Genomic DNA, 22,656 nt, shown 5'->3' on the forward strand with positions numbered 1-22,656 from the left:
CGCATCCATGTTCGCCAAGCCAATCGCCACCTCGGCCCTCGCCGCGTCCAGCGTCGCCGCCGAGCCCGCCGCGCCGAACCGCCGTTCCTTCCTCAAGGGCGCCAGCGCCCTGGGCGGCGCGCTGGTGATCGCCACCCACCTGCCCCTCGTCCGCCGCGCCATGGCCGCGGCCGGGGACGCGCCCTTCGCCCCCAACGCCTTCGTCCGCATCGCGGCCGACGACACCGTGACGGTGCTGATCAAGCATTGCGAGATGGGCCAGGGCGTCACCACCGGCCTGACCACCATCGTCGCCGAGGAGCTGGACGCTGACTGGGGCCAGATGCGCTTCGGCTTCGCCCCGGCGGACGCCAAGACCTACAACAACACGCTGTTCGGGCCGATCCAGGGCACCGGCGGGTCGACCTCCACCGCCAATTCCTGGGACCAGCTGCGCAAGGCCGGCGCCACCGCCCGCGCCCTGCTGGTGGCCGCGGCGGCGGCCGCCTGGAAGGTGCCGGCTGGTGAGATCACCGTGCTGAAGGGCGTCGTCGCCCATGCCGCCTCCGGCAAGTCGGCCCGCTTCGGCGAGCTGGCGGCCCAGGCCGCGACGCTGACGCCGCCGGCCGAGGTCACGCTGAAGGACCCCAAGGCCTTCACCCTGATCGGCACCCGCGTGCCGCGGCTGGACACGCCGGCCAAGATCACCGGCAAGGCCGGCTTCTCGATCGACGTGCGCCGTCCCGGCCAGCTGACCGCGCTGGTCGCCCACCCGCCGCGCTTCGGCGGCACGCCAAAGAGCGTCGACGCCGCGGCGGCGAAGCAGGTGCCGGGCGTGGTCGACGTGGTGACCATCCCGACCGGCGTCGCCGTGGTCGCCCAGGACACCTGGGCGGCGATGAAGGGCCGCGAGGCGCTGAAGATCGAATGGGATGCGGCCGCGGGCGAAGGCCAGTCCAGCGATGCGATCATGGCCGGCTACAAGGCCGCGGCGCAGACGCCGGGCCTGACCGCGGCCAAGCGCGGCGATGCCGAGGCGGCGCTGAAGAAGGCGGCCAAGGTGGTCGAGGCGGAGTTCGAGTTCCCATACCTCGCCCATGCGCCGATGGAGCCGCTGAACGGCGTGCTGGAGCCGACGGCCGACGGCGCGGTGTGGTGGGCCGGGTCGCAGTTCCAGACCGTCGAGCAGGCCACCATCGCCGCCATCCTCGGCCTGAAGCCGGATCAGGTGACGATCAACTCGACCTACACCGGCGGCTCCTTCGGCCGGCGCGCCACCCCGACCGCGGATTACGCGGCCGAGACGGCGATGATCGTCAAGGCCACCGGCATGAAGGCGCCGATCCACCTGATGCGGACGCGCGAGGACGACATGAAGGCCGGCTACTACCGGCCGATGGCCTACCACAAGGTCCGCGCCGGGATCGACGCCGCCGGCGCCATCAGCGGCTGGGACCATGTGGTGGTCGCCAAGTCGATCATGATCGGCACCTCGTTCGAGGCCTTCGCGGTGAAGGACGGCATCGACGCCACCAGCATCGAGGGCGCGTCGGACACCGCCTATGCCGTGCCGGACCTGACCGCGACGGTGCACAACGCCAAGGAGGGCGTGCCGGTGCTGTGGTGGCGCTCGGTCGGGCACACCCACACCGCCCATGCGGTGGAGACCATGGTCGACGAGCTGGCCCATGCCGCGGGCCAGGACCCGGTGGCCTTCCGCACCGCGCTGCTGAAGGACCAGCCGCGCCATGTCGGCGTGCTGGCCCTGGCGGCGGAGAAGGCGGGCTGGGGCCAGGCCATGCCGGCCGGGACGGGACGCGGCGTCGCCGTGCACCAGTCCTTCGGCACCTATGTCGCGACGGTCGCCGACGTCTCGGTCAAGGACGGCGCGCTGAAGGTCGAGCGGGTGGTGGCGGCGGTCGATTGCGGCATCGCGGTCAACCCCGACGTCATCCGGGCCCAGGTCGAGGGCTCGGTCGGCTTCGCCCTGTCCGTGGTCCTGCGCAACAAGATCACGCTGAAGGACGGCGAGGTCGAGCAGGCCAATTTCGACACCTATGAGCCGACCCGGATGTCGGAGATGCCGAAGGTCGAGGTCCACATCGTGGCATCGGGCGAGGCGCCGACCGGCATCGGCGAACCCGGCGTGCCGGGGCTGGCCCCGGCGATCGGCAACGCCGTCTTCGCCGCCACCGGGCAGCGGCTGCGGTCGCTGCCGCTGGACCTGAGCAAGCTGACCAGCACCTGAGCCGTCGGCCGCAACGGATCGGCTGAACCCGGATCACGGCCCGCGCTCACCCGCGGGCCGTGATCTGTTTCCGGCGCCGGCGCTGCCCTGGATTGCGCGACTCGGCGGGCTCCGTGGCAATTCGCACCTGACCCCGCGGAACAAAAGGTCTACAAACGCGCCTCGCGGAAGGCGCGGCCCCGATCGTCAGGCCCGCCTGGCATCGCCGGATTGGTGGCATGGGCTACGTCGTCAAAGAGATCTTCAAGACCCTCCAGGGCGAGGGCCGCAACGCCGGGCGGGCCTCGGTGTTCTGCCGCTTCGTCGGCTGCAACCTGTGGACCGGCCGCGAGGCGGACCGGGCCGGGGCCGTGTGCAAGTTCTGCGACACCGATTTCCTCGGCACCGACGGGCTGGGCGGCGGCCGCTTCGACGACGCCGAGGCTCTGGCCGACGCCATCGAGGCCTGCTGGGCCGGGGCGGCGGCCGACCGCTTCGTCGTCTTCACCGGCGGCGAACCCCTGCTGCAGCTCGACCCCACCCTGCTCACGGCCGTGCGGTCGCGCGGCTTCACCGCGGCGGTCGAGACCAACGGCACCATCGAGCCGCCGGCCGAGCTGGACTGGGTCTGCGTCAGCCCCAAGGCCGGCGCCCCGCTGGTCGCCCGCCGCGGCGACGAGCTGAAGCTGGTGTTCCCGCAGCCCGGCCTGATGCCGGACGCGGTGTCGGGTCTCGATTTCACCCATTTCTGGCTGCAGCCGATGGATGGGCCCGACCGGGTGGCGAACACCGCCGCCGCGGTGGCCCATTGCCTCGCCCACCCGCAATGGCGGCTGAGCCTGCAGACCCATAAGCTGATCGGTATTCCATGAGGATCACCCAGGCCTTCACCTTCGAGGCGGCGCACCGGCTGCCGCATGTGCCGGCGACCCATCGCTGCCACCGGATGCATGGCCATTCCTACCGGGTCGAGCTGCGGCTGGACGGCCCGGTCGACCCGGTCACCGGCTTCGTGGTCGACTTCTTCGATGTCGAGGCCGCCTTCGCGCCGCTCTTGGCCCGGCTGGACCATTATTGCCTGAACGAGATCGAAGGCCTGGAGAACCCGACGGCGGAGCACATCGCGATGTGGATCTGGACGCGGACCAAGCCCATGCTGCCGCTGCTGTCTGCCGTCGCGGTCTATGAGACACCCCTTTGCTGGGCGGAATACGATGGTCACTAACAAGAAGGACGGCGCCCTGGTGCTGTTCTCCGGCGGCCAGGATTCGGCCACCTGCCTGGCCTGGGCGCTCGACCGCTTCAAGCGGGTGGAGACGGTAGGCTTCGACTACGGCCAGCGGCACCGGGTCGAGCTCGACGTCCGACCCAGTATCCTCGAGGTGTTCCGCACCGAGTTTCCCGACTGGGCGGGCCGGCTAGGCCCCGACCAGCTGCTGCATCTCGCGGCGCTCGGCGAGGTCAGCGAGACGGCGCTGACCCGCGACGTCGAGATCGCGATGGAGGACAGCGGCCTGCCGAACACCTTCGTACCCGGCCGCAACCTGATCTTCCTGAGCTTCGCCGCCGCCCTGGCCTATCGCCGCGGCCTGCGCCACATCGTCGTCGGCGTCTGCGAGACCGACTTCTCCGGCTATCCCGACTGCCGCGACGACACCATGAAGGCGATGCAGCTGGCACTCAACCTGGGCATGGACCGGCGCTTCGTCGTCCACACCCCATTGATGTGGATCGACAAGGCCGAGACCTGGCGGCTGGCGGCATCGCTGGGCGGCCCCGCGCTGGTCGAGCTGATCCGAGACGAGACCCACAGCTGCTATCGCGGCGACCGCGGCACGTCCCACCTGTGGGGCCATGGCTGCGGCGAGTGCCCGGCCTGCAAGCTGCGCGCCGAGGGCTGGCGCCGTTACCGCGCCGCCCCCGCCGCCGGCGTCACCGTGCGCTGCTAGCCGACCCGGCCGGCGACGGCCGGCGCTGCAGGCTGCGGTGGATCGCCCAGTTGGCGACCGCCCCGGCCAGCATCAGCGCGCTGGTGGCGAAGAACACCGAGCGCATGCCGAACTGCGCACCGACGAAGCCGCCGACCAGCGGGCCGGTGATCTGGCCGAGATACTGGGCCGACTGGGAATAGCCCAGCACGCCGCCCGTCACCGTGTCCGGCACGCTGTGGCGGATCAGCGAGGTGATCGAGGGCAAGAGCCCGGCCAGCGCCAGCCCCATCAGGAAGCGCAGGCCCACCAGCTGCCAGGCATCGGTGACGAAGGCCTGCGGGATCAGCAGCAGGGCGCAGGCGGCGAGGCAGCCGATCACCACGCCCCAGGCGCCGATCCGGTCGGCCAGCCGTCCGATGCGCGGGGCGGCGATGATGCTGGCCAGCGCCGCCGCCGCCATCACCAACCCCGACATCAGGGCGATGCGCCCGCCCTCCGGCACCAGCTGGGCGACATAGACGGTGATGATCGGTTCGATCGACATGTTGGCGAACATCAGCATCAGCGCCGTCGCCAGCATGGCCAGGACCGGGCGCCGGTCCGGGATCGCCGCCCAGGTGCCGATGCGCGGCGCGCCGGAGGCTCGCCGGGCGGCCAGCGCGCCGTGATCCTCGCGGATCAGGAAGCAGGTCGCCAGGAAGGCGATGAAGATGGTGCCGCCGGCGGCGAAGAAGGTCTGCCGCAGCCCGATCAGGTCCGGCAGCACGCCGCCCACCAGCGGCCCGACGAAGCTGCCGGCCATGACGCCGATCGACAGCGTGCCGAGCGCCCAGGCGGAGCGGTCCTTCGGCGTCTGCATCGCCACCAGGATGACGGCGCCGGAGGCATAGCCGCCGGCCAGGCCGGTGAGCAGCCGCAGCGCCACCAGCTCATAGACATTGTGCGCCAGCCCCATCATCGACATCACCACGGCCATGCCCAGGCTGGCGCGCACCAGCATCAGCTTGCGGCCATAGCGGTCGGCCAGCCGGCCCCATAGCGGCGACACCAGCGCCGCGGCCAGGAAGGTGATGCCGAAGGCGACGCCGGACCATTGCACGATCGCCGCGGGCGACCGCACGCCGAGATGTTCGACATAGAGCGGCAGGAACGGCAGCAGCAGCGTCATGGCGATGATGGTCGTGAACGACCCGAACAGGCAGACATAGAGATTCTGCCGCCAATGGGCCGCTTCGGTCGAGGTCGTGGCGGCGGGAGTGTCAGAGACCATGGGATGCCAAGTGGTCTGCTTTGCCGGGCACTGTCAACGCGTCGGGACCGGTGTATCTGCCATGCCGATGCAATCGGCGGGACGTCGGTTGAGGTCCCCACAACAAGGCATCCCGGACAAACCTCGCCTACAGCCGTAACCCGATGCCCCGATGAGGACATCACGACGTAACGGAGCGGCGACACGCTTGGTCCTCAACCGATCGATCCCGGCGAGGAAAAGCATGACGACTCCAAGGCTGAAGCGGCGCGACGGCGCCGTCATCGACACGGCGCTGATCGCGGCGTTTGCGGAAGGGTTCAGCGGCGCGGTGATCCAGCCCGAGGGCGCCGGCTACGACGCGGCGCGGCGGATCTGGAACGTCAGCATCGACAAGCATCCCGGCCTGATCGCCCGCTGCCAGGGCGTGGCCGACATCGTCCGCGCCGTCCACTTCGCCCGCGACAACGACCTGCTGGTCGCGGTCCGCGGCGGCGGCCACAATGTCGGCGGCCGGGCGGTGTGCGACGACGGCATCGTCATCGACCTCTCGGCGATGAAGGCCGTCTTCGTCGACCCGCAGCAGCGGACGGTGCGGGTGCAGGGCGGGGCGACGCTGGGCGACCTGGACCGCGAGACCCATCTGCACGGCCTGGCGGTCCCGACCGGCGTGGTCTCGCGCACCGGCATCGGCGGCCTCGCCCTCGGCGGCGGCGTCGGCTGGCTGGTGCGCAAGCACGGCCTGACCTGCGACAACATCCTGTCCTGCGAGGTCGTCACCGCCGCGGGCGAGATCGTCACCGCCAGCGCCGACTCCAATCCAGACCTGTTCTGGGGCCTGCGCGGCGGCGGCGGCAATTTCGGCATCGTCGCCTCGTTCCTGTTCCAGGCGCATCCGGTCTCGATCGTGCTCGGCGGGCTGGTCCTGTACCCGCGCGACCAGGCGGCGGCGCTGCTGCGCCACTATCGCGGCTTCATGGCCACCGCGCCGGACGAGCTGACCGCCTATTGCGGCCTGATCTCGACCCCGGACGGCATGCCGGCCGCCGCCGTGGCCCTGTGCTACAGCGGCGACATCGCGGAGGGCGAGAAGCTGCTGCAGCCGCTGCGCGGCTTCGGCACGCCATTCCTCGACATCGTGCAGCCGATGCCGTTCCCAGCGATGCAGCAGCTGGCCGACGGGTCCTTCCCGGACGGCACCTACAACTACTGGAAGTCGACCTTCCTGGCGGATCTGAGCGACGAGGTCATCGACCTGATCGTCGAGCACGGCAACCGCGCGACGTCGCCGCTGTCCGGCGCCCTGGTCGAGTTCTACGGCGGCGCCGCCGGCCGGGTCGCCCCTGGCGACACTGCCTTCGCCCAGCGCCAGTCGGAGTTCAATGTCGGGATCACGGCGCAGTGGACCGACGCGGCCGAGGCCCAGCAGCACATCGCCTGGGTCCGCGAGGCATGGGACGCGCTGCAGCCCCATTCCAGCGGCGGCTACCTCCTGAACTTCCTCGGCGAGGAGGCCCCGACCACGATCCAGGCGGCCTTCGGCGCCAACCACGCCCGGCTGGTGGCGCTGAAGACCAAATACGACCCGACCAACTTCTTCAGCCTCAACCAGAACGTGGCGCCGGCGCGCTGAACCGCGCCCGGTTCGGCACGGCGGCTATGGTAAGCCTGTTAATGATTATACCTGTATAATCTCACGACTTTAATAGGATCAACTATGGAGCGACATGACTCTCCGAACCAATCGGAGAGTCTCCCATGCGAGTGTTTCTCACAGGCGCGACCGGCTTCATCGGATCCCGCATCGTGCCCGAGCTGCTGGCCGCCGGGCACCAGGTCCTGGGCCTGACACGATCCGATGCCGGCGCGCAATCCCTCGCGGCCGCCGGTGCGGAGGCGCATCGCGGCACCCTCGAGGATCTCGACAGCCTGCGCGCCGGGGCGGCACAGGCGGACGCCGTGATCCACACCGCCTTCGATCACGACTTCGCGCATTTCGTCGCGAACTGCGAGAAGGACCGGCGGGTGATCGAAGCCCTGGGCACCACGCTCAAGGGCTCCGACCGGCCCCTCATCATCACATCGGGCACCGGGATGGGCGGTGCCGGGCTGGGCGGCCTCGCGACGGAAGATGTGCTCGACCGGAGCCACCCCAATCCGCGCATCGCCTCCGAGCTGGCGGGCCAGGCGCTGCTGGAGGCGGGCGTTGACGTGCGCGTGGTGCGGCTGCCGCAGGTCCATGATCCGGTCCGGCAGGGGCTGATCACGCCCCTCATCGCGATCTCGCGGCAGAAGGGCGCCGTGGCCTATGTCGGCGACGGCGCCAACCGCTGGCCGGCGGCCCATGTGCTCGATGTGGCGAAGCTCTACGCACTCGCCTTCGACAAGGGCCGCAGGGGCGCCCGGTATCATGCCGTCGCCGAAGAGGGCGTCGCGGTGCGCGACATCGCGGCGGTGCTCGGCGCGGGTCTCGGCCTGCCGGTGGTGTCCCTGTCGCCTGAGGAGGCACAGGCGCATTTCGGATGGCTTGCGATGTTCGCCGGGCTGGACCTTCGCGCCTCCAGCGCCTGGACCCGCGACCAGCTGGGCTGGGACCCGACCGGCCCGGGACTGATCACCGACCTCAAGCGGATGGACTATTCCGCAGCGTGAGCTGGCCGGCGGCCGCCCTACCCCGAGGCCTCGGCCACCAGCCAGTCGCGGAAGGCGGCGCGCAGGGGGTCGGGGCGGTCGGCGAGGGGCTGGGCCAGGAAATAGCCACGCTGGGTGCGGTAGGGCGCGGGCAGGCCGGCCACCAGCTGGCCCGCCGCCAGCAGGTCGTCGACCAGCGGCCGCCAGCCCAGCGCCAGACCCTGCCCGGCCAGCGCCGCCTGCAGCACCAGCGGATAGTTGTTGAGGCGCAGCGACCGGCCCTGCGGCGCGCCCTCGACCCCCTGGCCGCGGAACCAGCCGGGCCAGTCGAGCCAGCGCGACGGGTCCGGGCTGTCGAGATGCAGCAGCGGCAACCCCAGCAGGTCGGCCGGCGCCGCGATCCGCGGCAGGCGCGCCAGCAGGACGGGGCTGCAGATCGGCAGCACCACCTCGGGGAACAGCCGGTCGACGGTGCAGCCGGGCCAGCGCCCCGCCCCGAAGGCGACCACCGCGTCGACGGCGCGGTCGCGCGGGTCGATCACGTCCTGGCTGGCCAGGATGCGGATCTCGACCCCGCCCAAGGCCGCGCGCAGCCGCTCCAGCCGCGGCAGCAGCCAATAGGTGGCGAAGGCGAAATCGGTGGCGACGGTCAGCCCGCCGGGGTCGCGCGCCTGCCGGATCTCCGCCGCGGTGTCGGCGATGGCGTCGAGCGAACGCGTCACCACCTGCAGCAGCCGCTCGCCGTCGGGGGTCAGGGCGACGCCGCGGTGCAGCCGCCGGAACAGGGCGGTGCCCAGCCGTGCCTCCAATGCGGCGATCTGATGGGAGACGGCCGGCTGGGTGGCCCCGAGCTCGCGCGCCGCGGCGCTGAAATTCGACAACCGGCCTGCGGCCTCGAAGGCCAGCAGCGCCGGCATGGGCGGCAGGTCCCGGCGACGCGTTGCCATAAATCCAGCTAATGCCTCCATGAGCGGCGCCGGTCTTCACCGGCCGGCCGGCCGCGCCCCATCCTGTCGGTTGAACTGAGACACGCCGCCGGCCCGGACGCAAGCAGGGCCGCGGTGCCAGGAGGGGCTGATCGTGACAGCGCGGCGACCGAACATCCTGATCCTGATGGCGGATCAGCTGACGCCCTTCGCCCTGCCCGCCTATGGCAACCGGGTGGTGCAGGCGCCGGTGATGACGGCGCTGGCGCGGGACGGGGTGGTGTTCGACGCCGCCTATTGCAACAGCCCGCTCTGCGGTCCCTCCCGCGCCGTGTTCATGTCCGGCCGGCTGCCCTCGGCGATCGGCGCTTATGACAACGCCACCGAGTTCCCCTCCGACGTGCCGACCTTCGCCCATGGGCTGCGGGCCCAGGGCTATCGCACCATCCTGGCCGGCAAGATGCATTTCTGCGGCGCCGACCAGTTGCATGGCTTCGAGGAGCGGCTGACCACCGACATCTACCCTGCCGATTTCGGCTGGACCCCGGACTGGGACCGGCCGGAGGCGCGGCCGAGCTGGTACCACAACATGGCCTCGGTGCTCGACGCCGGGCCCTGCATCCGCACCAACCAGCTGGATTTCGACGACGAGGTGGTGTTCGCGGCCGAGCGCCGGCTGTACGACCTGGTCCGCCGGGTGCCGGGATCGGCCGATGACCGGCCGTTCTGCCTGACCGTGTCGCTGACCCATCCGCACGACCCCTTCGCGGTGCCGGAGCGGTACTGGGCCCTGCATCGCGACGAGGACATCCCGCTGCCCGAGGACGCGCCGGCCGACGACCCGCATTCGCGCCGGCTGCGTGCGGTGTGCGAGCTGGACCGCACCCCGGTGACGCCGGAGCAGACCCGCCGGGCCCGCCGCGCCTATTACGGCGCCATCGCCTATGTCGACGAGCAGTTCGGCCGGGTGATGGAGGCGCTGCGCCGCACCGGCCTGGCCGAGGACACGGTGACCATCATCCTGTCCGACCACGGCGAATTCCTGGGCGAGCGCGGCCTCTGGTACAAGATGAGCTTCCTGGAGGGCGGCAGCCGCATCCCGCTGATCGTGCATGCGCCCGGCCGCTTCGCCCCGCGCCGGGTCGGCGCCGCCGTGTCCTCCGCCGACCTGCTGCCGACCCTGATCGACCTCGCCTCGCCCGCAGGCGCGGCGCCGCACCCGACCCCGCTGGACGGCCGCAGCCTGCTGCCGCATCTGGCCGGCACCGGCGGCCATGACCTGGTGCATGGCGAATACCTGGCCGAAGGCGCGGTGGCGCCGATGGTGATGGTCAGGCGCGGCGCCTGGAAGTTTATCCACAGCCCGGCCGACCCCGACCAGCTGTTCGACCTCGCCACCGATCCGGGCGAGCGGGTGAACCGCGCCGGCGACCCAGCTGAGGCCGCCCGCATCGCCGCCTTCCGGGCCGAGGTGGCGGCGCGCTGGGACCTGCCGCGTCTGCATGAGCAGGTGCGCGAAAGCCAGCGGCGGCGGCACTTCGTCGACACCGCGCTGCGCCAGGGCGCGGCGCATGGCTGGGACTGGCAGCCGCGCCAGGACGCGACCCGGCAATACATCCGCAACCACATGGATCTCGACGACCTGGAGGCATCCGCCCGGTTCCCGCGCGTCACGCGCGGCGGCTGACGACACCGGCGACAACGATAACAACGGGGAGACTGCATCATGTCCGGACCACGTCTCATCATCCTCGCCCTGGCCGGCCTGCTGCTGGCCGCGGCGCCCGCGGCGGCGGCCGAGCCCGAGAGCTGCGCCACCGTGCGCATGTCCGACCCGGGCTGGACCGACATCACCTCGACCAACGGCATCCTCGGCACCCTGCTGGCGCCGCTGGGCTACACCCAGAAGGTCGACACCCTGGCCGTGCCGGTCACCTTCGAAAGCCTGAAGAACCAGCAGATCGACGTGTTCCTCGGCAACTGGATGCCGGCGCAGAAGCGCTTCATCGAGCCGCTGACGGCCGAGAAGGCGATCGAGGTGATCCGCCCCAATCTGGACGGCATCCGCTTCACGCTGGCGGTGCCGGCCTATGTCGCCGAGGCCGGGATCAAGGATTTCGCCGACCTCGCCAGGCATGCCGACCGGTTCGACCACAAGATCTACGGCATCGAGTCGGGGGCGCCGGCCAACCAGAACATCCAGAAGATGATCGACGCCAAGGATTTCGGCCTGGACGGCTGGTCCCTGGTCGAATCGAGCGAGCAGGGGATGCTAAGCCAGGTGGACCGGGCCACCCGGAAGAAGGATTGGATCGTGTTCCTGGCGTGGGAGCCGAACCCGATGAACACCAAGTATCCGCTGAACTATCTCAGCGGCGGCGACGCCTATTTCGGCGCGAATTACGGCGGCGCCACCGTCTACACCGTGACGAGGCGAGACTTGTCCCAGAATTGCCCCAATCTCGCCCGGCTGCTGTCACAGCTGACATTCACGGTGGAGATGGAAAATCAGATCATGGGGTCGATCCTGGACCAGGGAGAGGACGGCAAGACCGCCGCCACCCGCTACCTCAAGGATCATCCCGATCTTCTCGCCGGCTGGTTGGCCGGTGTCACCACCCGCGACGGACAGGATGGGCTCACCGCCGTCCGCGCCGCATTGACCAAGGGTTGAAGGAGGCCCGACGCGCATGTGGACCGTGATCCGGGGTTGGATCGACCAGCTGATCAAGCCGCGCTATCGCCCGGAGCGGCACTACATGCGCGGCCGCCCGTCCAACACGGCCTCCCGCTGAGAGCCGTCGCCCCGGCGACAGGCCCAGAATAACTCGTCATCGCGAGCCCCGCCCTTACACTTGATTGGGGCCGTGGCGATCCGGCGGCACCGACCTCTGGATCGCCACGGCGCTGCGCGCCTCGCGATGACGGTTCTTACTTATCGGCAGACCGGCGGTCAGCCCTTGACGAAGGCCAGCAAGTCCGCGTTGAGCACATCGGCATGGGTGGTCAGCATGCCGTGCGGATAGCCCTTGTAGATCTTCAGCGTGGCGTTTTTCAGCAGCTTGGCCGAGAGCACGCCCGCGTCCGCGTACGGCACGATCTGGTCGTCGTCGCCATGCAGGACCAACACCGGCACCTCGATCGCCTTCAGATCCTCGGTGAAGTCGGTCTCCGAAAATGCCTTGATACAGTCGTAATGGGCCTTGGCGCCGCCGATCATGCCCTGGCGCCACCAATTGTCGATCACGCCGGGATAGACCTTCGCGCCCGGGCGGTTGAAGCCGTAGAACGGCCCTTCCGGCAGGTCGCGGTAGAACTGCGCCCGGTTCGCGGCCAGCGCGGCGCGGAGGCCGTCGAACACCTCGATCGGCAGGCCGCCGGGGTTCTTCTCCGACTTCACCATGACCGGCGGCACGGCGCTGACCAGCGCTGCCTTGGCCACCCGGCCGTTGCCGCCATGCCGGGCGACATAGCGCGCCACCTCGCCGCCGCCGGTGGAATGGCCGATATGGACGGCGCCCTTCAGGCCGAGATGCTCGAACAACTGGGCCGCGTCCGAGGCGTAGGTGTCCATCTCGTTGCCGGTGTCGGTCTGGCTGGACCGGCCATGGCCGCGCCGGTCATGGGCGACGACGCGGTAGCCCTGGCCCAGGAAGTACAGCAGCTGAGCGTCCCAGTCGTCGCTGCTGAGCGGCCAGCCGTGATGGAACACGATCGGCTGCGCGGCACGCGGGCCCCAGTCCTTGTAGAAGATATTGGTGCCGTCCTTGGTCGCGAACAATCCGCTGCTCATGGTGCTGTCTCCCGATGTTGGCCGTGTGGGTGCGGCGCCATTCTGCGCCAGGGAAGAATGCGGCAGGGCCGCCACGGCGGCGAGTCCAACCCCCGCCGCCAGAACGAGCCGGCGCGAGATTCCGTCCGTCCCATACTCGCTGTGAACCATCTGCGGCTCCGTTGGTATCACCATAATGAATAGGTTACATCGCGATAATTATTATCGCGATAAACAAAGAGATAGCCGACCGTTCTGCCCGCGTCCAGCGAAATTTTTATCGCGATATTATTTTTCGTGATAAATATGATCGCGCATCAGGAACAGGAGGGCGCCGCATGCCCTTGCCGAAGGACCGCCCGCTCGCGCTCGACGAGCAGATCTGCTTCACGCTGTACCGCACCGCCATGTCCATCAACCGGACGTACAAGCCGATGCTGGACGAGATGGGCATCACCTATCCGCAGTATCTCGTGCTCAACGTGCTGGGCGAGGAGGACGGCCGGACGATCGGCACCATCGCCGCCCGCCTCGCCCTCGATTCGAGCACGATCACGCCCCTGGTGAAGCGGATGGAGGCGGCCGGGCTGGTGCAGCGGCGACGCGGCCCGGACAATGAGCGCGAGGTCCAGGTCCGGCTGACCGAGGCGGGTCGCGCCCTGTTCGCCCGCAGCCGGTGCCTGGGCGAGGCGCTGCTGCAGCGGTCGGGCCTGACGCTGCCGCAGCTCGACGCCCTCAACCGCGAGATCCAGGCGCTGGGAGCCGCCCTTGATGACCAGCGCGGCCGGGGCTTCGGACCATAGGCCCGCATATCATCGCGAGATGGCAGAACTCCGCTCGACGCAGTTGCGGCGGCGGCCCCGCTCATGCAGGGTGCGGCCACCCTTTCCGCCACGCTGAGTGCGAGCGATGACTGACCCCGTTGCCTCCTATGACGTGATCGTGATCGGTTCCGGCCCCGGCGGCTATGTCGCCGCCATCCGCGCCGCCCAGCTGGGACTCAAGACTGCCTGCGTCGAGAAGATGCCGACCCTCGGCGGCACCTGCCTGAACATCGGCTGCATCCCGTCCAAGGCGCTGCTGCACGCCTCGGAGAAGTTCGAAGAAGCCGGCCATGCCCTGGCCGCCTTCGGGGTCAAGGTCGCGGGGGTCGAGCTCGACCTGCCGGGCATGATGGGCCACAAGGACAAGGTGGTGAAGTCGAACGTCGACGGCGTCGACTTCCTGTTCAAGAAGAACAAGATCGACCGGCTGAAGGGCACCGCCCGCTTCACCGCCAAGGACCGCATCGAGGTCGAGGGCAAGGCCTACGCCGCCAAGAACGTCATCATCGCCACCGGCTCCGACTCGACCCCGCTGAAGGGTGTCGAGGCCGACGAACAGCGCATCGTGACCTCGACCGGCGCGCTGTCGCTGCCGGAGGTGCCGAAGCATCTGGTGGTGATCGGCGGCGGCGTCATCGGGCTCGAGCTCGGCTCGGTCTGGTCCCGCCTGGGCGCCAAGGTCACGGTGGTGGAGTTCCTCGACCGCATCCTGCCGACCAATGACGGCGAGGTGTCGAAGCAGATGCAGCGCATCCTGACCAAGCAGGGCATGGCGTTCAAGCTGAGCTCCAAGGTCACCGCCGCGCAGAAGACCGACAAGGGGGTCACCCTGACGGTCGAGCCGGCCAAGGGCGGCGATGCCGAGACCATCGAGGCCGATTACGTGCTGCTGTCGATCGGCCGCCGCCCCTACACCGAAGGGCTGGGGCTGGACGCGGCCGGCGTGGCGCTGGACGAGCGCGGCCGGGTGAAGACCGACAAGCACTTCCGCACCAATGTCGAGGGCATCTACGCCATCGGCGACGTCATCGCCGGGCCCATGCTGGCGCACAAGGCCGAGGATGAAGGCATCGCCGTGGCCGAGATCCTGGCCGGCCAGGCGGGCCATGTGAACTACGACGCGATCCCGAGCGTGGTCTACACCTGGCCCGAAGTGGCCTCGGTCGGCCGCAGCGAGGAAGAGCTGAAGCAGGCCGGCGTCGCCTACAAGAGCGGCAAGTTCCCGTTCCTGGCCAATGGCCGGGCGCGCGCCATGAACGCGACCGACGGCTTCGTGAAGATCCTGGCCGACGCCAAGACCGACCGGGTGCTGGGCGTGCACATCATCGGCGCCGAGGCCGGCACCATCATCGCCGAATGCGTGCTGGCGATGGAGTTCGGCGCCTCGGCCGAGGACATCGCCCGCACCTGCCACGCCCACCCGACCCTGAACGAGGTGGTCAAGGAAGCCGCCCTCGCCGTCGACGGCCGCCCGATCCATATCTGAGGCCGGCCGCGGCGGCCCTCGGAGGGCGGTCGGGACACAACGCGTCGGCTCTCCCGCCTCTCTCCTCCGTCATTGCGAGCGCAGCGAAGCAATCCATGGCGCCGTCCGGCATGGATTGCTTCGTCGGCTACGCCTCCTCGCAATGACGAAGAGGGGGCGGCGCGCTCCCTCTGGTGGCCCCCCTCGCCCCTACCCCAGCGCCGGTTTCAGCCTGGCGGTGGCGGCGTGCAGCAGGACCAGGGCCCGGTCTCGCGCCGGGGCGTCGAAGCGGGCGGCGAGGCCGGAGACCGCCAGGGCGCCGCGGAACCGGCCGGCGCCGTCGAACACCGGCACCGACACCGCCGCCACCAGCGGGTCGCGTTCGCCCAGCGAGACGGAATGGCCCTGTGCCCGGACCGCCGCGCTCGCCGCATCTTCTGGCGCATCCTGCGGGGCCGTGAACGCCATCAGGATGCGGGCGCTGGCGCCGGCGGTCAGCGGCAGCTGCGCGCCCTCGTCGAGATGGTGGCGTGCCGCCTGCGGCGAGTTCTGGCGGTACAGGCACACCCTGGTGTCGCCGTCGCGGACATAGAAGGACGCGGTCTCGCGCGTCGCCTCGACCAGCCGCGCCAGCTCGGGCCGGATCGCGTCGGCCAGGTCGAAGCCGCTGCGGTAGACCGTGCCCAGCCGCCCCAGCGCCGGCCCCAGCCGCCAGGCGCCGTCCTCCTGGCGCAGCAGGTAGCCGCAGTGCTCCAGCGACCCCGCCAGCCGCAGGATGGTGCTCTTGTACAGGCCGGTCGCCGCCGCCAGCTCGGCCAGCGTCCGCCGCGGCTGCGCCGCATCGAAGGCGCCGAGGATCGCCAGGGCACGCTCCACCGCCTCGACCCTGTCCTGCGTCATCCCGCCCTCCGTCGCCGTGCCCGCGCAGTGTCGCGCAACATCGTTCTGACTGCCAGAACGATGTTGCGCCTGACGGAATTCCAGATTAATAGAACATCATTCTATCAGTCGGAATGACCGCCCGGAAACAGGGCGGTCCCGCGGGAGGGCACCTTGGGTCTGCTGTCGGGCGTGCGGGTTCTCGATCTGACCAATGTGCTGGCCGGGCCCTTCGCCGGCTATCAGCTGGCCCAGCTGGGCGCCGACGTGATCAAGGTCGAGACGCCGCAGGGCGGCGATCTGGCCCGCCAGCTGGGCGCCGACCCCGAGCTGAACCGCCGCCACATGGGCGTGTCCTTCCTGGCCCAGAACGCCGGCAAGCGGTCGATCACCCTGAACCTGAAATCGCCCAAGGGCGTCGCCGCCTTCAAGCGGCTGGTCGCCACCGCCGATGTGGTGATCGAGAACTTCCGGCCCGGGGTGATGGACCGGCTGGGCCTGGGGCCCGCCGTGCTGATGGCGGCGAAGCCCGACCTGATCTACTGCGCCATCTCCGGCTTCGGCCAGGACGGGCCGCTGCGCGACAACCCGGCCTATGACCAGATCATCCAGGGCCTGTCCGGGGTGATGAGCGTGACCGGCGACGCCGACAGCGCGCCGCTGCGGGTCGGCTATCCCGTCGCCGACACCATGGGCGGCATCACCGCCGCCTTCGCCGTCGCCGCCGCCCTGGTGCAGCGCGGCCGCACCGGCAAGGGCGAGGTGATCGACGTGTCGATGCTGGAATCGACCCTGGTGGCGATGGGCTGGGCGGTGTCGAACTGGCTGATCGCCGGGGTGGCGCCGCGGCCGATGGGCAACGAGAACATGACCGCCGCCCCGTCCGGCACCTTCCGCACCGGCGACGGGCTACTGAACATTGCCGCCAACAAGCAGGAGCAGTTCGTGACGCTGTGCCGGCTGATCGGCCGCGACGACCTGGCCGCCGACCCCAGGTTTTCCGAGCGCGAGGAGCGCAAGCGCCATCGCGCCGCCCTGACCGCCGAGATCGAGGCGGCGCTGGCGGACAGGCCCGCCGCGGAATGGTCGCCGCTGCTGAACCGCCACGGCGTGCCGGCCGGCGAGGTGCTGTCGGTGCCGGCGGTGCTGGAGCACCCGCAGCTGGTCGAACGCGGCCTGCTGCAACGCTTCGAGACGGTGCCCGGGGTCGACCGGCCGGTCCGGGTGGTGCGCAGCGGCTTCCGCCTCGCCAGCGGCGATCCCGCCCCATCCGGCCCGCCGCCGGCGCTGGGCGCAGATACCGGTTCGATTCTGGCCGAACTCGGATACTCTGCCTCCGAGATCGATGCCCTGAGGGGAGAGGGGGCACTATGAGCGGACGTCCGGAGAAGACGCCCCAGGACTGGTGGGCGACCGGCATCATCGAGATGCGGCCGGGCCATATCGCCATGCGCGGCTATGCCATCGAGGACCTGATCGGCCGCGTCTCCTATGCCGAGATGGTCTATCTGATGACCCGGGGCGAGCTGCCGGGCCGCGAGGCCGCGGCGCTGCTGGAGGCGGCGCTGGTCGCCGCGGTCGACCACGGGCCGCAGGCGCCGTCGATCGCCGTCGCCCGCATCGCCGCCACCTGCGGCGTGGGCATCAACAACGCCATGGCCTCGGCCATCAACACCCTGGGCGACGTCCATGGCGGCGCCGGCGAGCAATGCGTCGCCCTGTATGGCGAGATCGCCGCCGCGCTGCCGGAGGGCGAGATCGACCCCGAGGCGCTGCACCGGGCGGCCGGGGAGGCGATCGACGCCCTGGCGGCGCGCGGCATCCGGCATGTGCCGGGCTTCGGCCACCGCTTCCATCCGCTGGACCCGCGCGCCCCGCGGCTGCTGGGCCTGGTCGATCGCGCGGCCGAGGCCGGCACGGTGACCGGGCGCTTCGCCGCCATCGCCCGCGCGGTCGAGGCGGTGCTGGCGGCGCGCAAGGGCAAGCCGATCCCGATGAACATCGACGGCGCCACCGCCGTGGTGTTCGCCGAGCTGGGCTTCCCCCCGCCCCTGTGCCGCGGCCTGTTCGTGCTGTCGCGGTCGGTCGGGGTGCTGGCCCATGCCTGGGAGGAGATGCAGTCGGGCGAGCGCAACAAGGGCCCGATCCCGCGCCACCTGATCTGGAGCTACACCGGCCAACCCGCGCGGCCGGTGCCCAAGCCTCGCGAGGACCAAGACGAGGCGTCGACACACTGAGAACCGCGCCGGCCGGCCGCCGGACAAGGACGCCCGAGAGCGTCCGGCTTCACTATCGACACGGGGGAGACCTGATGATCAACCGACGCCACCTTCTGCTCGGAACCCTCGCCGCCCCGGCGCTGGCCGGGCTGGCGACGCTGCTGCCGGCCGGACGGGCCGAGGCCGCCATCGACCTGCTGAAGATCTTCGTGCCGGCCGCGCCCGGCGGCGGCTGGGACCAGACCGCGCGCACCATCGAGCAGGTACTGCGCGCCACCGGCGCCGTCGGCGGGGTGCAGATCACCAATGTCGCCGGGGCCGGCGGCGTGGTCGGCCTGCCGCAATTCGTCAACCAGTGGAAGGGCCAGGGCAACGCCCTGATGGTCGCCGGCATGGTGATGGTCGGCGCCATCGTCGCCAACAAGAGCTCGGTCGACCTGACCAGCACCACGCCGATCGCCCGGCTGACCGGCGAGTTCCTGGCCCTGGTGGTGCCGGCGGAATCGCCGTTCAAGACCGCCAAGGACTTCGCCGACGCGCTGAAGGCCGACCCCACCAAGGTGCCGGTGGCCGGCGGTTCGGCCGGCGGCTCCGACCACATCCTCCTGGGCCTGATCGCCAAGGCGGTCGGCGTCCAGGCGTCGCAGCTGGGCTATGTCGCCTTCGCCGGCGGCGGGCCGGCCACGGCGGCGCTGCTGGGCAACCAGGTCGCCGCCGGCATCTCCGGCTACGGCGAGTTCTCCGAGCAGGTCAAGGCCGGCAAGCTGCGCATCCTCGCCATCTCGGCCGACAAGCGCCAGCCCGGCATCGACGCCCCGACCCTGATCGAGCAGGGCATCCCGGTGGACCTGTTCAACTGGCGCGGCGTGTTCGCCCCGCCGGGTGTCGACGACGCCGAGCGCGCCGCGATGATCGAGATGATCAAGGCGCTGGCCGCGGCCCCACAATGGGCCGAGGCCTGCAAGACCCGCGACTGGACCCCGATCCCGCTGTTCGGCGACGAGTACAAGGCGTTCCTCGAGACCGAGACGGCGCGGATCGCCGGCATCCTCAAGGATCTCGGGCTGGCCTGATGAGCGGGCAGCAGGCGGACCGGCCGGTGCCGCGGCACCGGCCGGTGGGGGAGCTGGTCATCGCGCTCGGCGTGATCGCCCTCGCCATCGTGATCTACTGGCAGACCATGGCGATGCCGGTGTCGCCGATCTACGCCCAGGCCGGGCCGACCATCGCGCCGAAGATCTCGGCCGCGGGCCTCGGCCTGCTGGGCCTGGCGCTGCTGGCCTCCGCCCTGCGCGGCGGCTGGCAGCCGGAGGATGAGCGCGAGACGGCGCCCGACATGCCGGCCCTGCTGTGGGTCCTCGCCGGGCTGGTGCTGAACGTGCTGCTGATCGGCGTCGCCGGCTTCACCGTCGCCTCGATCCTGCTGTTCGTCTGCGTGGCGCGGGGCTTCGGCTCCCGCGCCTTCCTGCGCAACACCCTGATCGGCGCCGCCTTCGCCCTGATCGCCTATTTCGGCTTCGCCGAGGCGCTGGGCATCAACATCGGCGCCGGCTGGGTCGAGAACGGCCTGGATTCGCTGCTGCGCGGCAGGGGGCATTGAGATGGACAGCTTCAACCAGCTGCTGCACGGCTTCGCCGTCGCGCTGACCCCGGTCAACCTGCTGTGGTGCCTGCTGGGCACCACCGTCGGCACCGCCATCGGCGTGCTGCCCGGCATCGGCCCGGCGCTGACCATCGCGCTCTTGCTGCCGATCACCTTCCAGGTCGAGCCGGCGGCCGCCTTCATCCTGTTCGCCGGCATCTATTACGGCGCGATGTATGGCGGCTCCACCACCTCGATCCTGCTGAACACGCCGGGCGAGAGCGCCACCATCGTCACCGCGCTGGAGGGCAACAAGATGGCCCGCAAGGGCCGCGGCGGCGCAGCGCTGGCGACCTCGGCCATCGGCTCCTTCGTCGCCGGCACCATCGGCACGCTGGGCATCGTCTTCCTGGCGCCTGTCGTGGTCGACTTCGCGCTGAGCTTCGGCCCGGCCGAGTATTTCTCGCTGATGGTGTTCTCCTTCGTCACCGTCTCGGCGGTGCTCGGCTCCTCCGCCATCCGCGGGCTGACCTCGCTGTTCGCCGGCATCTTCCTCGGCCTGGTCGGCATCGACCTGCAGACCGGCCAGGCGCGCTTCACCTTCGGGGTGCCGGAGCTGCTGGACGGCATCAATGTCATCGTCGTCGTGGTCGGGCTGTTCGCGGTCGGCGAGACCTTCTACGTCGCCTCGCGCTACCGCCACGGCAAGGACGAGATCATCCCGCTGAAGGGGTCGATCTGGATGACGCGGGACGAGTGGAAGCGGTCGTGGAAGCCGTGGCTGCGCGGCACCGTCATCGGCTTCCCGATCGGCGCCATGCCGGCCGGCGGGGCCGAGATCCCGACCTTCCTGAGCTATTTCGTCGAGAAGAAGCTGTCGTCGAAGCCGGAGGAGTTCGGCCATGGCGCGATCGAGGGCGTGGCCGGGCCCGAGGCGGCGAACAACGCCTCCACCGCCGGCGTGCTGGTGCCGCTGCTGACGCTGGGCCTGCCGACCTCGGCCACCGCCGCCATCCTGCTCTCGGCGTTCCAGAGCTACGGCATCAACCCCGGGCCGCTGCTACTGGAGAGCCAGCCGACGCTGGTGTGGGGCCTGATCGCGTCGCTGTTCATCGGCAACGTCATGCTGCTGGTCCTGAACCTGCCGATGATCGCGCTGTGGGTGAAGATGCTGCAGATCCCGGCGCCGCAGCTCTATGCCGGCATCCTGGTCTTCGCCACCATCGGCACCTACGGCATCACCCAGTCGCCGGTCGACCTGGTGCTGCTCTATGTCGTCGGCGCCATCGGCTACGTCATGCGGCGCTACGACTTCCCGACCGCGCCGGTGATCATCGGCATGATCCTGGGGCCGCTGGCGGAGCAGAACTTCCGCCAGGCGATGACGATCTCGGCCGGCGACATCTCGGCGCTGGTGACCCGGCCGCTGTCGGCCACGCTGCTGGCGCTGGCGGTGCTGGCGCTGTTCGGGCCCAGGCTCTACGCCCTGGCCACCCGGCCACGGCAGCCGAGCCGCACACCGGGCTGACCGGTCACGCCGCCCGCCGCGGCGGCGGACAGCGATCCTGCATCGGGGACGGCACCGCGCCGTCCCCGATCGCGTTTCCGGGCGGGGCCGCAGGCCTCGCCGCAGCCGCGGCCTCCTGGTCCGCCGCGAACGCCTCCAGCTCCGCCGCCACCGTCGGCGGCAGGTGCGAGAACCGACCGGCCAGCCTGCGTTCCATGAGATAGCCGACCAGCGGGAATCCGGTCATGAATGCCATGACGGTCTCCTTTGAATCGATTTTTTGAATCGATTCATATTTGGTACGGACGGTCCCGTGGTCAAGCAGAATTTGAATCGGTTCAAAGCAGCCGGTAGGGTGTCGCCATGACCGCCGACGCCCCCCTTCCCAAGCCCAAGGCCCGGCTACGCGACATCGCCCTGGCGGCGGGGGTGGCGCAGGGCACCGTCTCCAATGTCTTCAACCATCCCGAGCGGGTCAGCGACGCGATCCGCGGCAAGGTGATGGCGGCGGCCGAGGCGCTGGGCTACCAGGGCGCCGACCCGCTGGCACGGATGCTGCGCACCGGCCATATCGGCACCATCGCGGTGGTGATCCCGGAGGGGCTGGGCTACGCCTTCGGCGACCCGGCGGCGCTGGCCCTGATCCAGGGCGTCGCCGCGGTGTGCGACGAGACCGGTCGCGGCATCTCGGTCTACGCCGCCGCGGATGTCGAGGCGGCGCGCAAGGCCCTCGCCTCGGCCGCGGTCGACGGCTTCATCATGTACTGCATGGAGGAGGAGCCGGGCGTCCTCGACATCATCCGCGGCCGCGGCCTGCCGGTGGTGACGGTCGACCAGCCGCTGCTGGAGGGCTGCCGCACCGTCACCGTCGCCGACCGCAGCGGCGCCGCGGCAGCCACCCGGCACCTGCTGGGCCTGGGCCACCGCCGCATCGGCGTGCTGTCGATGGAGCTGATGCCGGATTCGCGCGAGGGCGAGGTGTCGCTGGACCGGATCCACGGCTCGATCTACGCCGCCGGCCAGGAGCGGCTGTTCGGCATTCTCGACGCGGCGTTCGCGGCCGACATCCCGGCCGCGCGGCTGCCGATCGAGGAATGCCTGTTCGACGTGGAGTCAATCGAGCGCGGCACGGCGCGGCTGCTGCAGCGCCAGCCCGGCCTGACCGCGATCCTGGCCACCTGCGACCGGCTGGCGCTGGGGGCGATGGGCTGGCTGGCGCGGCAGGGACTGGCGGTGCCGGGCGACGTCTCGGTGATCGGCTTCGACGACATCCCGGCCGCCGCGACCGCCACCCCGCCGCTGACCACCATCCGCCAGCCGCTGGTCGGGAAGGGCCGCGCCGCCGCCGGACTGCTGATCGACCCCGGCGACCGCCGCGAGATCCATTTCGAGACCGAGCTGGTGCTGCGCGGCTCGACCGGCCCGGCCAAGGGCTGACCCGGAACCATTCCCGCCACAACGGGTT

General features: G+C 70.5%; 21 protein-coding genes. 16 read left to right on the top strand and 5 right to left on the bottom strand.

Translation table 11 applies throughout. The annotated features are described in order from the left end of the window. The first annotated feature begins 7 nt into the window (after nucleotides 1-7). The 4 genes from E9232_RS23465 to queC all read left to right on the top strand — a co-directional run bounded on the left by E9232_RS23465 (nucleotide 8) and on the right by queC (nucleotide 4,155). The gene (locus E9232_RS23465; RefSeq protein ID WP_309798080.1) at nucleotides 8-2,227 is read left to right on the top strand and encodes a xanthine dehydrogenase family protein molybdopterin-binding subunit; all 2,220 of its coding nucleotides are present in this window, start codon (nucleotides 8-10) and stop codon (nucleotides 2,225-2,227) included. 218 nt (nucleotides 2,228-2,445) lie between these two features. Further along, nucleotides 2,446-3,078: a 7-carboxy-7-deazaguanine synthase gene (queE, locus tag E9232_RS23470; RefSeq protein WP_309798082.1), complete on the top strand. Its 633-nt coding sequence runs from the start codon at nucleotides 2,446-2,448 to the stop codon at nucleotides 3,076-3,078. Continuing rightward, nucleotides 3,075-3,431, top strand: a complete 357-nt coding sequence (gene queD, locus E9232_RS23475; protein WP_309798083.1) for a 6-carboxytetrahydropterin synthase QueD — start codon at nucleotides 3,075-3,077, stop codon at nucleotides 3,429-3,431. The genes queE and queD overlap by 4 nt, the downstream gene beginning before the upstream one ends. Further along, nucleotides 3,421-4,155, top strand: a complete 735-nt coding sequence (gene queC / locus E9232_RS23480) for a 7-cyano-7-deazaguanine synthase QueC (protein ID WP_309798085.1) — start codon at nucleotides 3,421-3,423, stop codon at nucleotides 4,153-4,155. The genes queD and queC overlap by 11 nt, the downstream gene beginning before the upstream one ends. Here queC and E9232_RS23485 read toward each other — a convergent pair. Beyond that, complete coding sequence (locus E9232_RS23485) at nucleotides 4,139-5,407, bottom strand: MFS transporter (RefSeq protein ID WP_309798087.1); 1,269 nt, start codon at nucleotides 5,405-5,407, stop codon at nucleotides 4,139-4,141. The genes queC and E9232_RS23485 overlap by 17 nt on opposite strands. Before the next feature lie 223 nt (nucleotides 5,408-5,630). Between E9232_RS23485 and E9232_RS23490 the strand changes: the two genes are divergently transcribed. Next, on the top strand, nucleotides 5,631-7,019 hold the full coding sequence (locus E9232_RS23490) for an FAD-binding oxidoreductase (protein ID WP_309798089.1): 1,389 nt from the start codon (nucleotides 5,631-5,633) through the stop codon (nucleotides 7,017-7,019). A 125-nt stretch (nucleotides 7,020-7,144) separates the two neighbouring features. Continuing rightward, nucleotides 7,145-8,038: an SDR family oxidoreductase gene (locus E9232_RS23495; RefSeq protein WP_309798091.1), complete on the top strand. Its 894-nt coding sequence runs from the start codon at nucleotides 7,145-7,147 to the stop codon at nucleotides 8,036-8,038. A 17-nt stretch (nucleotides 8,039-8,055) separates the two neighbouring features. On the opposite strand, the gene E9232_RS23500 is transcribed toward E9232_RS23495, so the two are convergent. Beyond that, nucleotides 8,056-8,964, bottom strand: coding sequence for a choline sulfate utilization transcriptional regulator (locus E9232_RS23500; protein ID WP_309798093.1), 909 nt, complete (start codon nucleotides 8,962-8,964; stop codon nucleotides 8,056-8,058). A gap of 133 nt (nucleotides 8,965-9,097) precedes the next feature. Between E9232_RS23500 and betC the strand changes: the two genes are divergently transcribed. Beyond that, nucleotides 9,098-10,630 (top strand): choline-sulfatase, encoded by a 1,533-nt coding sequence (betC, locus tag E9232_RS23505; RefSeq protein WP_309798095.1) that lies wholly within the window; start codon nucleotides 9,098-9,100, stop codon nucleotides 10,628-10,630. Nucleotides 10,631-10,669: 39 nt separating this feature from the next. Then, on the top strand, nucleotides 10,670-11,617 hold the full coding sequence (locus tag E9232_RS23510) for a choline ABC transporter substrate-binding protein (RefSeq protein WP_309798097.1): 948 nt from the start codon (nucleotides 10,670-10,672) through the stop codon (nucleotides 11,615-11,617). Nucleotides 11,618-11,896: 279 nt separating this feature from the next. Here E9232_RS23510 and E9232_RS23515 read toward each other — a convergent pair whose 3' ends face one another. Then, a complete protein-coding gene (locus tag E9232_RS23515) occupies nucleotides 11,897-12,736 on the bottom strand; it encodes an alpha/beta fold hydrolase (protein WP_309798098.1) in 840 nt (279 codons plus the stop codon). 317 nt (nucleotides 12,737-13,053) lie between these two features. Here E9232_RS23515 and E9232_RS23520 point away from each other — a divergent pair, with 317 nt between their 5' ends. Then, complete coding sequence (locus E9232_RS23520; protein WP_309798100.1) at nucleotides 13,054-13,518, top strand: MarR family winged helix-turn-helix transcriptional regulator; 465 nt, start codon at nucleotides 13,054-13,056, stop codon at nucleotides 13,516-13,518. A gap of 106 nt (nucleotides 13,519-13,624) precedes the next feature. Further along, nucleotides 13,625-15,025 carry a dihydrolipoyl dehydrogenase gene (gene lpdA, locus E9232_RS23525; RefSeq protein WP_309798102.1) on the top strand — a complete coding sequence of 467 codons (1,401 nt, stop codon included), beginning with the start codon at nucleotides 13,625-13,627 and terminating at the stop codon, nucleotides 15,023-15,025. Nucleotides 15,026-15,214: 189 nt separating this feature from the next. Here lpdA and E9232_RS23530 read toward each other — a convergent pair whose 3' ends face one another. Continuing rightward, the gene (locus E9232_RS23530; protein ID WP_309798103.1) at nucleotides 15,215-15,904 is read right to left on the bottom strand and encodes an IclR family transcriptional regulator; all 690 of its coding nucleotides are present in this window, start codon (nucleotides 15,902-15,904) and stop codon (nucleotides 15,215-15,217) included. A gap of 153 nt (nucleotides 15,905-16,057) precedes the next feature. On the opposite strand from E9232_RS23530, the gene E9232_RS23535 reads away from it, so the two are divergent. The 5 genes from E9232_RS23535 (at nucleotide 16,058) to E9232_RS23555 (ending at nucleotide 21,212) form a co-directional block, all read left to right on the top strand. Continuing rightward, a complete protein-coding gene (locus E9232_RS23535; protein WP_309798105.1) occupies nucleotides 16,058-17,257 on the top strand; it encodes a CaiB/BaiF CoA transferase family protein in 1,200 nt (399 codons plus the stop codon). Beyond that, nucleotides 17,254-18,120, top strand: a complete 867-nt coding sequence (locus tag E9232_RS23540; protein ID WP_309798107.1) for a citryl-CoA lyase — start codon at nucleotides 17,254-17,256, stop codon at nucleotides 18,118-18,120. The genes E9232_RS23535 and E9232_RS23540 overlap by 4 nt, the downstream gene beginning before the upstream one ends. A gap of 74 nt (nucleotides 18,121-18,194) precedes the next feature. After that, entirely contained in the window at nucleotides 18,195-19,175 is a 981-nt protein-coding gene (locus tag E9232_RS23545) for a Bug family tripartite tricarboxylate transporter substrate binding protein (RefSeq protein WP_309798109.1), read from the top strand. Then, entirely contained in the window at nucleotides 19,175-19,702 is a 528-nt protein-coding gene (locus E9232_RS23550; protein ID WP_309798111.1) for a tripartite tricarboxylate transporter TctB family protein, read from the top strand. Before E9232_RS23545 ends, E9232_RS23550 begins: the two co-directional genes overlap by 1 nt. A 1-nt stretch (nucleotide 19,703) precedes the next feature. Further along, nucleotides 19,704-21,212, top strand: a complete 1,509-nt coding sequence (locus tag E9232_RS23555; RefSeq protein WP_309798113.1) for a tripartite tricarboxylate transporter permease — start codon at nucleotides 19,704-19,706, stop codon at nucleotides 21,210-21,212. A 4-nt stretch (nucleotides 21,213-21,216) separates the two neighbouring features. On the opposite strand, the gene E9232_RS23560 is transcribed toward E9232_RS23555, so the two are convergent. Beyond that, nucleotides 21,217-21,447 (bottom strand): hypothetical protein, encoded by a 231-nt coding sequence (locus E9232_RS23560; RefSeq protein ID WP_309798117.1) that lies wholly within the window; start codon nucleotides 21,445-21,447, stop codon nucleotides 21,217-21,219. 107 nt (nucleotides 21,448-21,554) lie between these two features. Here E9232_RS23560 and E9232_RS23565 point away from each other — a divergent pair, with 107 nt between their 5' ends. Beyond that, nucleotides 21,555-22,628 (top strand): LacI family DNA-binding transcriptional regulator, encoded by a 1,074-nt coding sequence (locus tag E9232_RS23565; protein WP_309798119.1) that lies wholly within the window; start codon nucleotides 21,555-21,557, stop codon nucleotides 22,626-22,628. Nucleotides 22,629-22,656: the final 28 nt, after the last annotated feature.

The organism is Inquilinus ginsengisoli (genome assembly GCF_031453975.1).
GTDB lineage: Bacteria > Pseudomonadota > Alphaproteobacteria > DSM-16000 > Inquilinaceae > Inquilinus > Inquilinus ginsengisoli_A.

Excerpts from the sequence above, each read along its gene's own strand:
- E9232_RS23465 (WP_309798080.1), top strand. The coding sequence starts at position 8 with ATGTTCGCCAAGCCAATCGCCACCTCGGCCCTCGCCGCGTCCAGCGTC.
- queE (WP_309798082.1), top strand. The coding sequence starts at position 2,446 with ATGGGCTACGTCGTCAAAGAGATCTTCAAGACCCTCCAGGGCGAGGGC.
- queD (WP_309798083.1), top strand. The coding sequence starts at position 3,075 with ATGAGGATCACCCAGGCCTTCACCTTCGAGGCGGCGCACCGGCTGCCG.
- queC (WP_309798085.1), top strand. The coding sequence starts at position 3,421 with ATGGTCACTAACAAGAAGGACGGCGCCCTGGTGCTGTTCTCCGGCGGC.
- E9232_RS23485 (WP_309798087.1), bottom strand. The coding sequence starts at position 5,407 with ATGGTCTCTGACACTCCCGCCGCCACGACCTCGACCGAAGCGGCCCAT.
- E9232_RS23490 (WP_309798089.1), top strand. The coding sequence starts at position 5,631 with ATGACGACTCCAAGGCTGAAGCGGCGCGACGGCGCCGTCATCGACACG.
- E9232_RS23495 (WP_309798091.1), top strand. The coding sequence starts at position 7,145 with ATGCGAGTGTTTCTCACAGGCGCGACCGGCTTCATCGGATCCCGCATC.
- E9232_RS23500 (WP_309798093.1), bottom strand. The coding sequence starts at position 8,964 with ATGGCAACGCGTCGCCGGGACCTGCCGCCCATGCCGGCGCTGCTGGCC.
- E9232_RS23510 (WP_309798097.1), top strand. The coding sequence starts at position 10,670 with ATGTCCGGACCACGTCTCATCATCCTCGCCCTGGCCGGCCTGCTGCTG.
- E9232_RS23515 (WP_309798098.1), bottom strand. The coding sequence starts at position 12,736 with ATGAGCAGCGGATTGTTCGCGACCAAGGACGGCACCAATATCTTCTAC.
- E9232_RS23520 (WP_309798100.1), top strand. The coding sequence starts at position 13,054 with ATGCCCTTGCCGAAGGACCGCCCGCTCGCGCTCGACGAGCAGATCTGC.
- lpdA (WP_309798102.1), top strand. The coding sequence starts at position 13,625 with ATGACTGACCCCGTTGCCTCCTATGACGTGATCGTGATCGGTTCCGGC.
- E9232_RS23530 (WP_309798103.1), bottom strand. The coding sequence starts at position 15,904 with ATGACGCAGGACAGGGTCGAGGCGGTGGAGCGTGCCCTGGCGATCCTC.
- E9232_RS23540 (WP_309798107.1), top strand. The coding sequence starts at position 17,254 with ATGAGCGGACGTCCGGAGAAGACGCCCCAGGACTGGTGGGCGACCGGC.
- E9232_RS23545 (WP_309798109.1), top strand. The coding sequence starts at position 18,195 with ATGATCAACCGACGCCACCTTCTGCTCGGAACCCTCGCCGCCCCGGCG.
- E9232_RS23550 (WP_309798111.1), top strand. The coding sequence starts at position 19,175 with ATGAGCGGGCAGCAGGCGGACCGGCCGGTGCCGCGGCACCGGCCGGTG.
- E9232_RS23555 (WP_309798113.1), top strand. The coding sequence starts at position 19,704 with ATGGACAGCTTCAACCAGCTGCTGCACGGCTTCGCCGTCGCGCTGACC.
- E9232_RS23560 (WP_309798117.1), bottom strand. The coding sequence starts at position 21,447 with ATGGCATTCATGACCGGATTCCCGCTGGTCGGCTATCTCATGGAACGC.
- E9232_RS23565 (WP_309798119.1), top strand. The coding sequence starts at position 21,555 with ATGACCGCCGACGCCCCCCTTCCCAAGCCCAAGGCCCGGCTACGCGAC.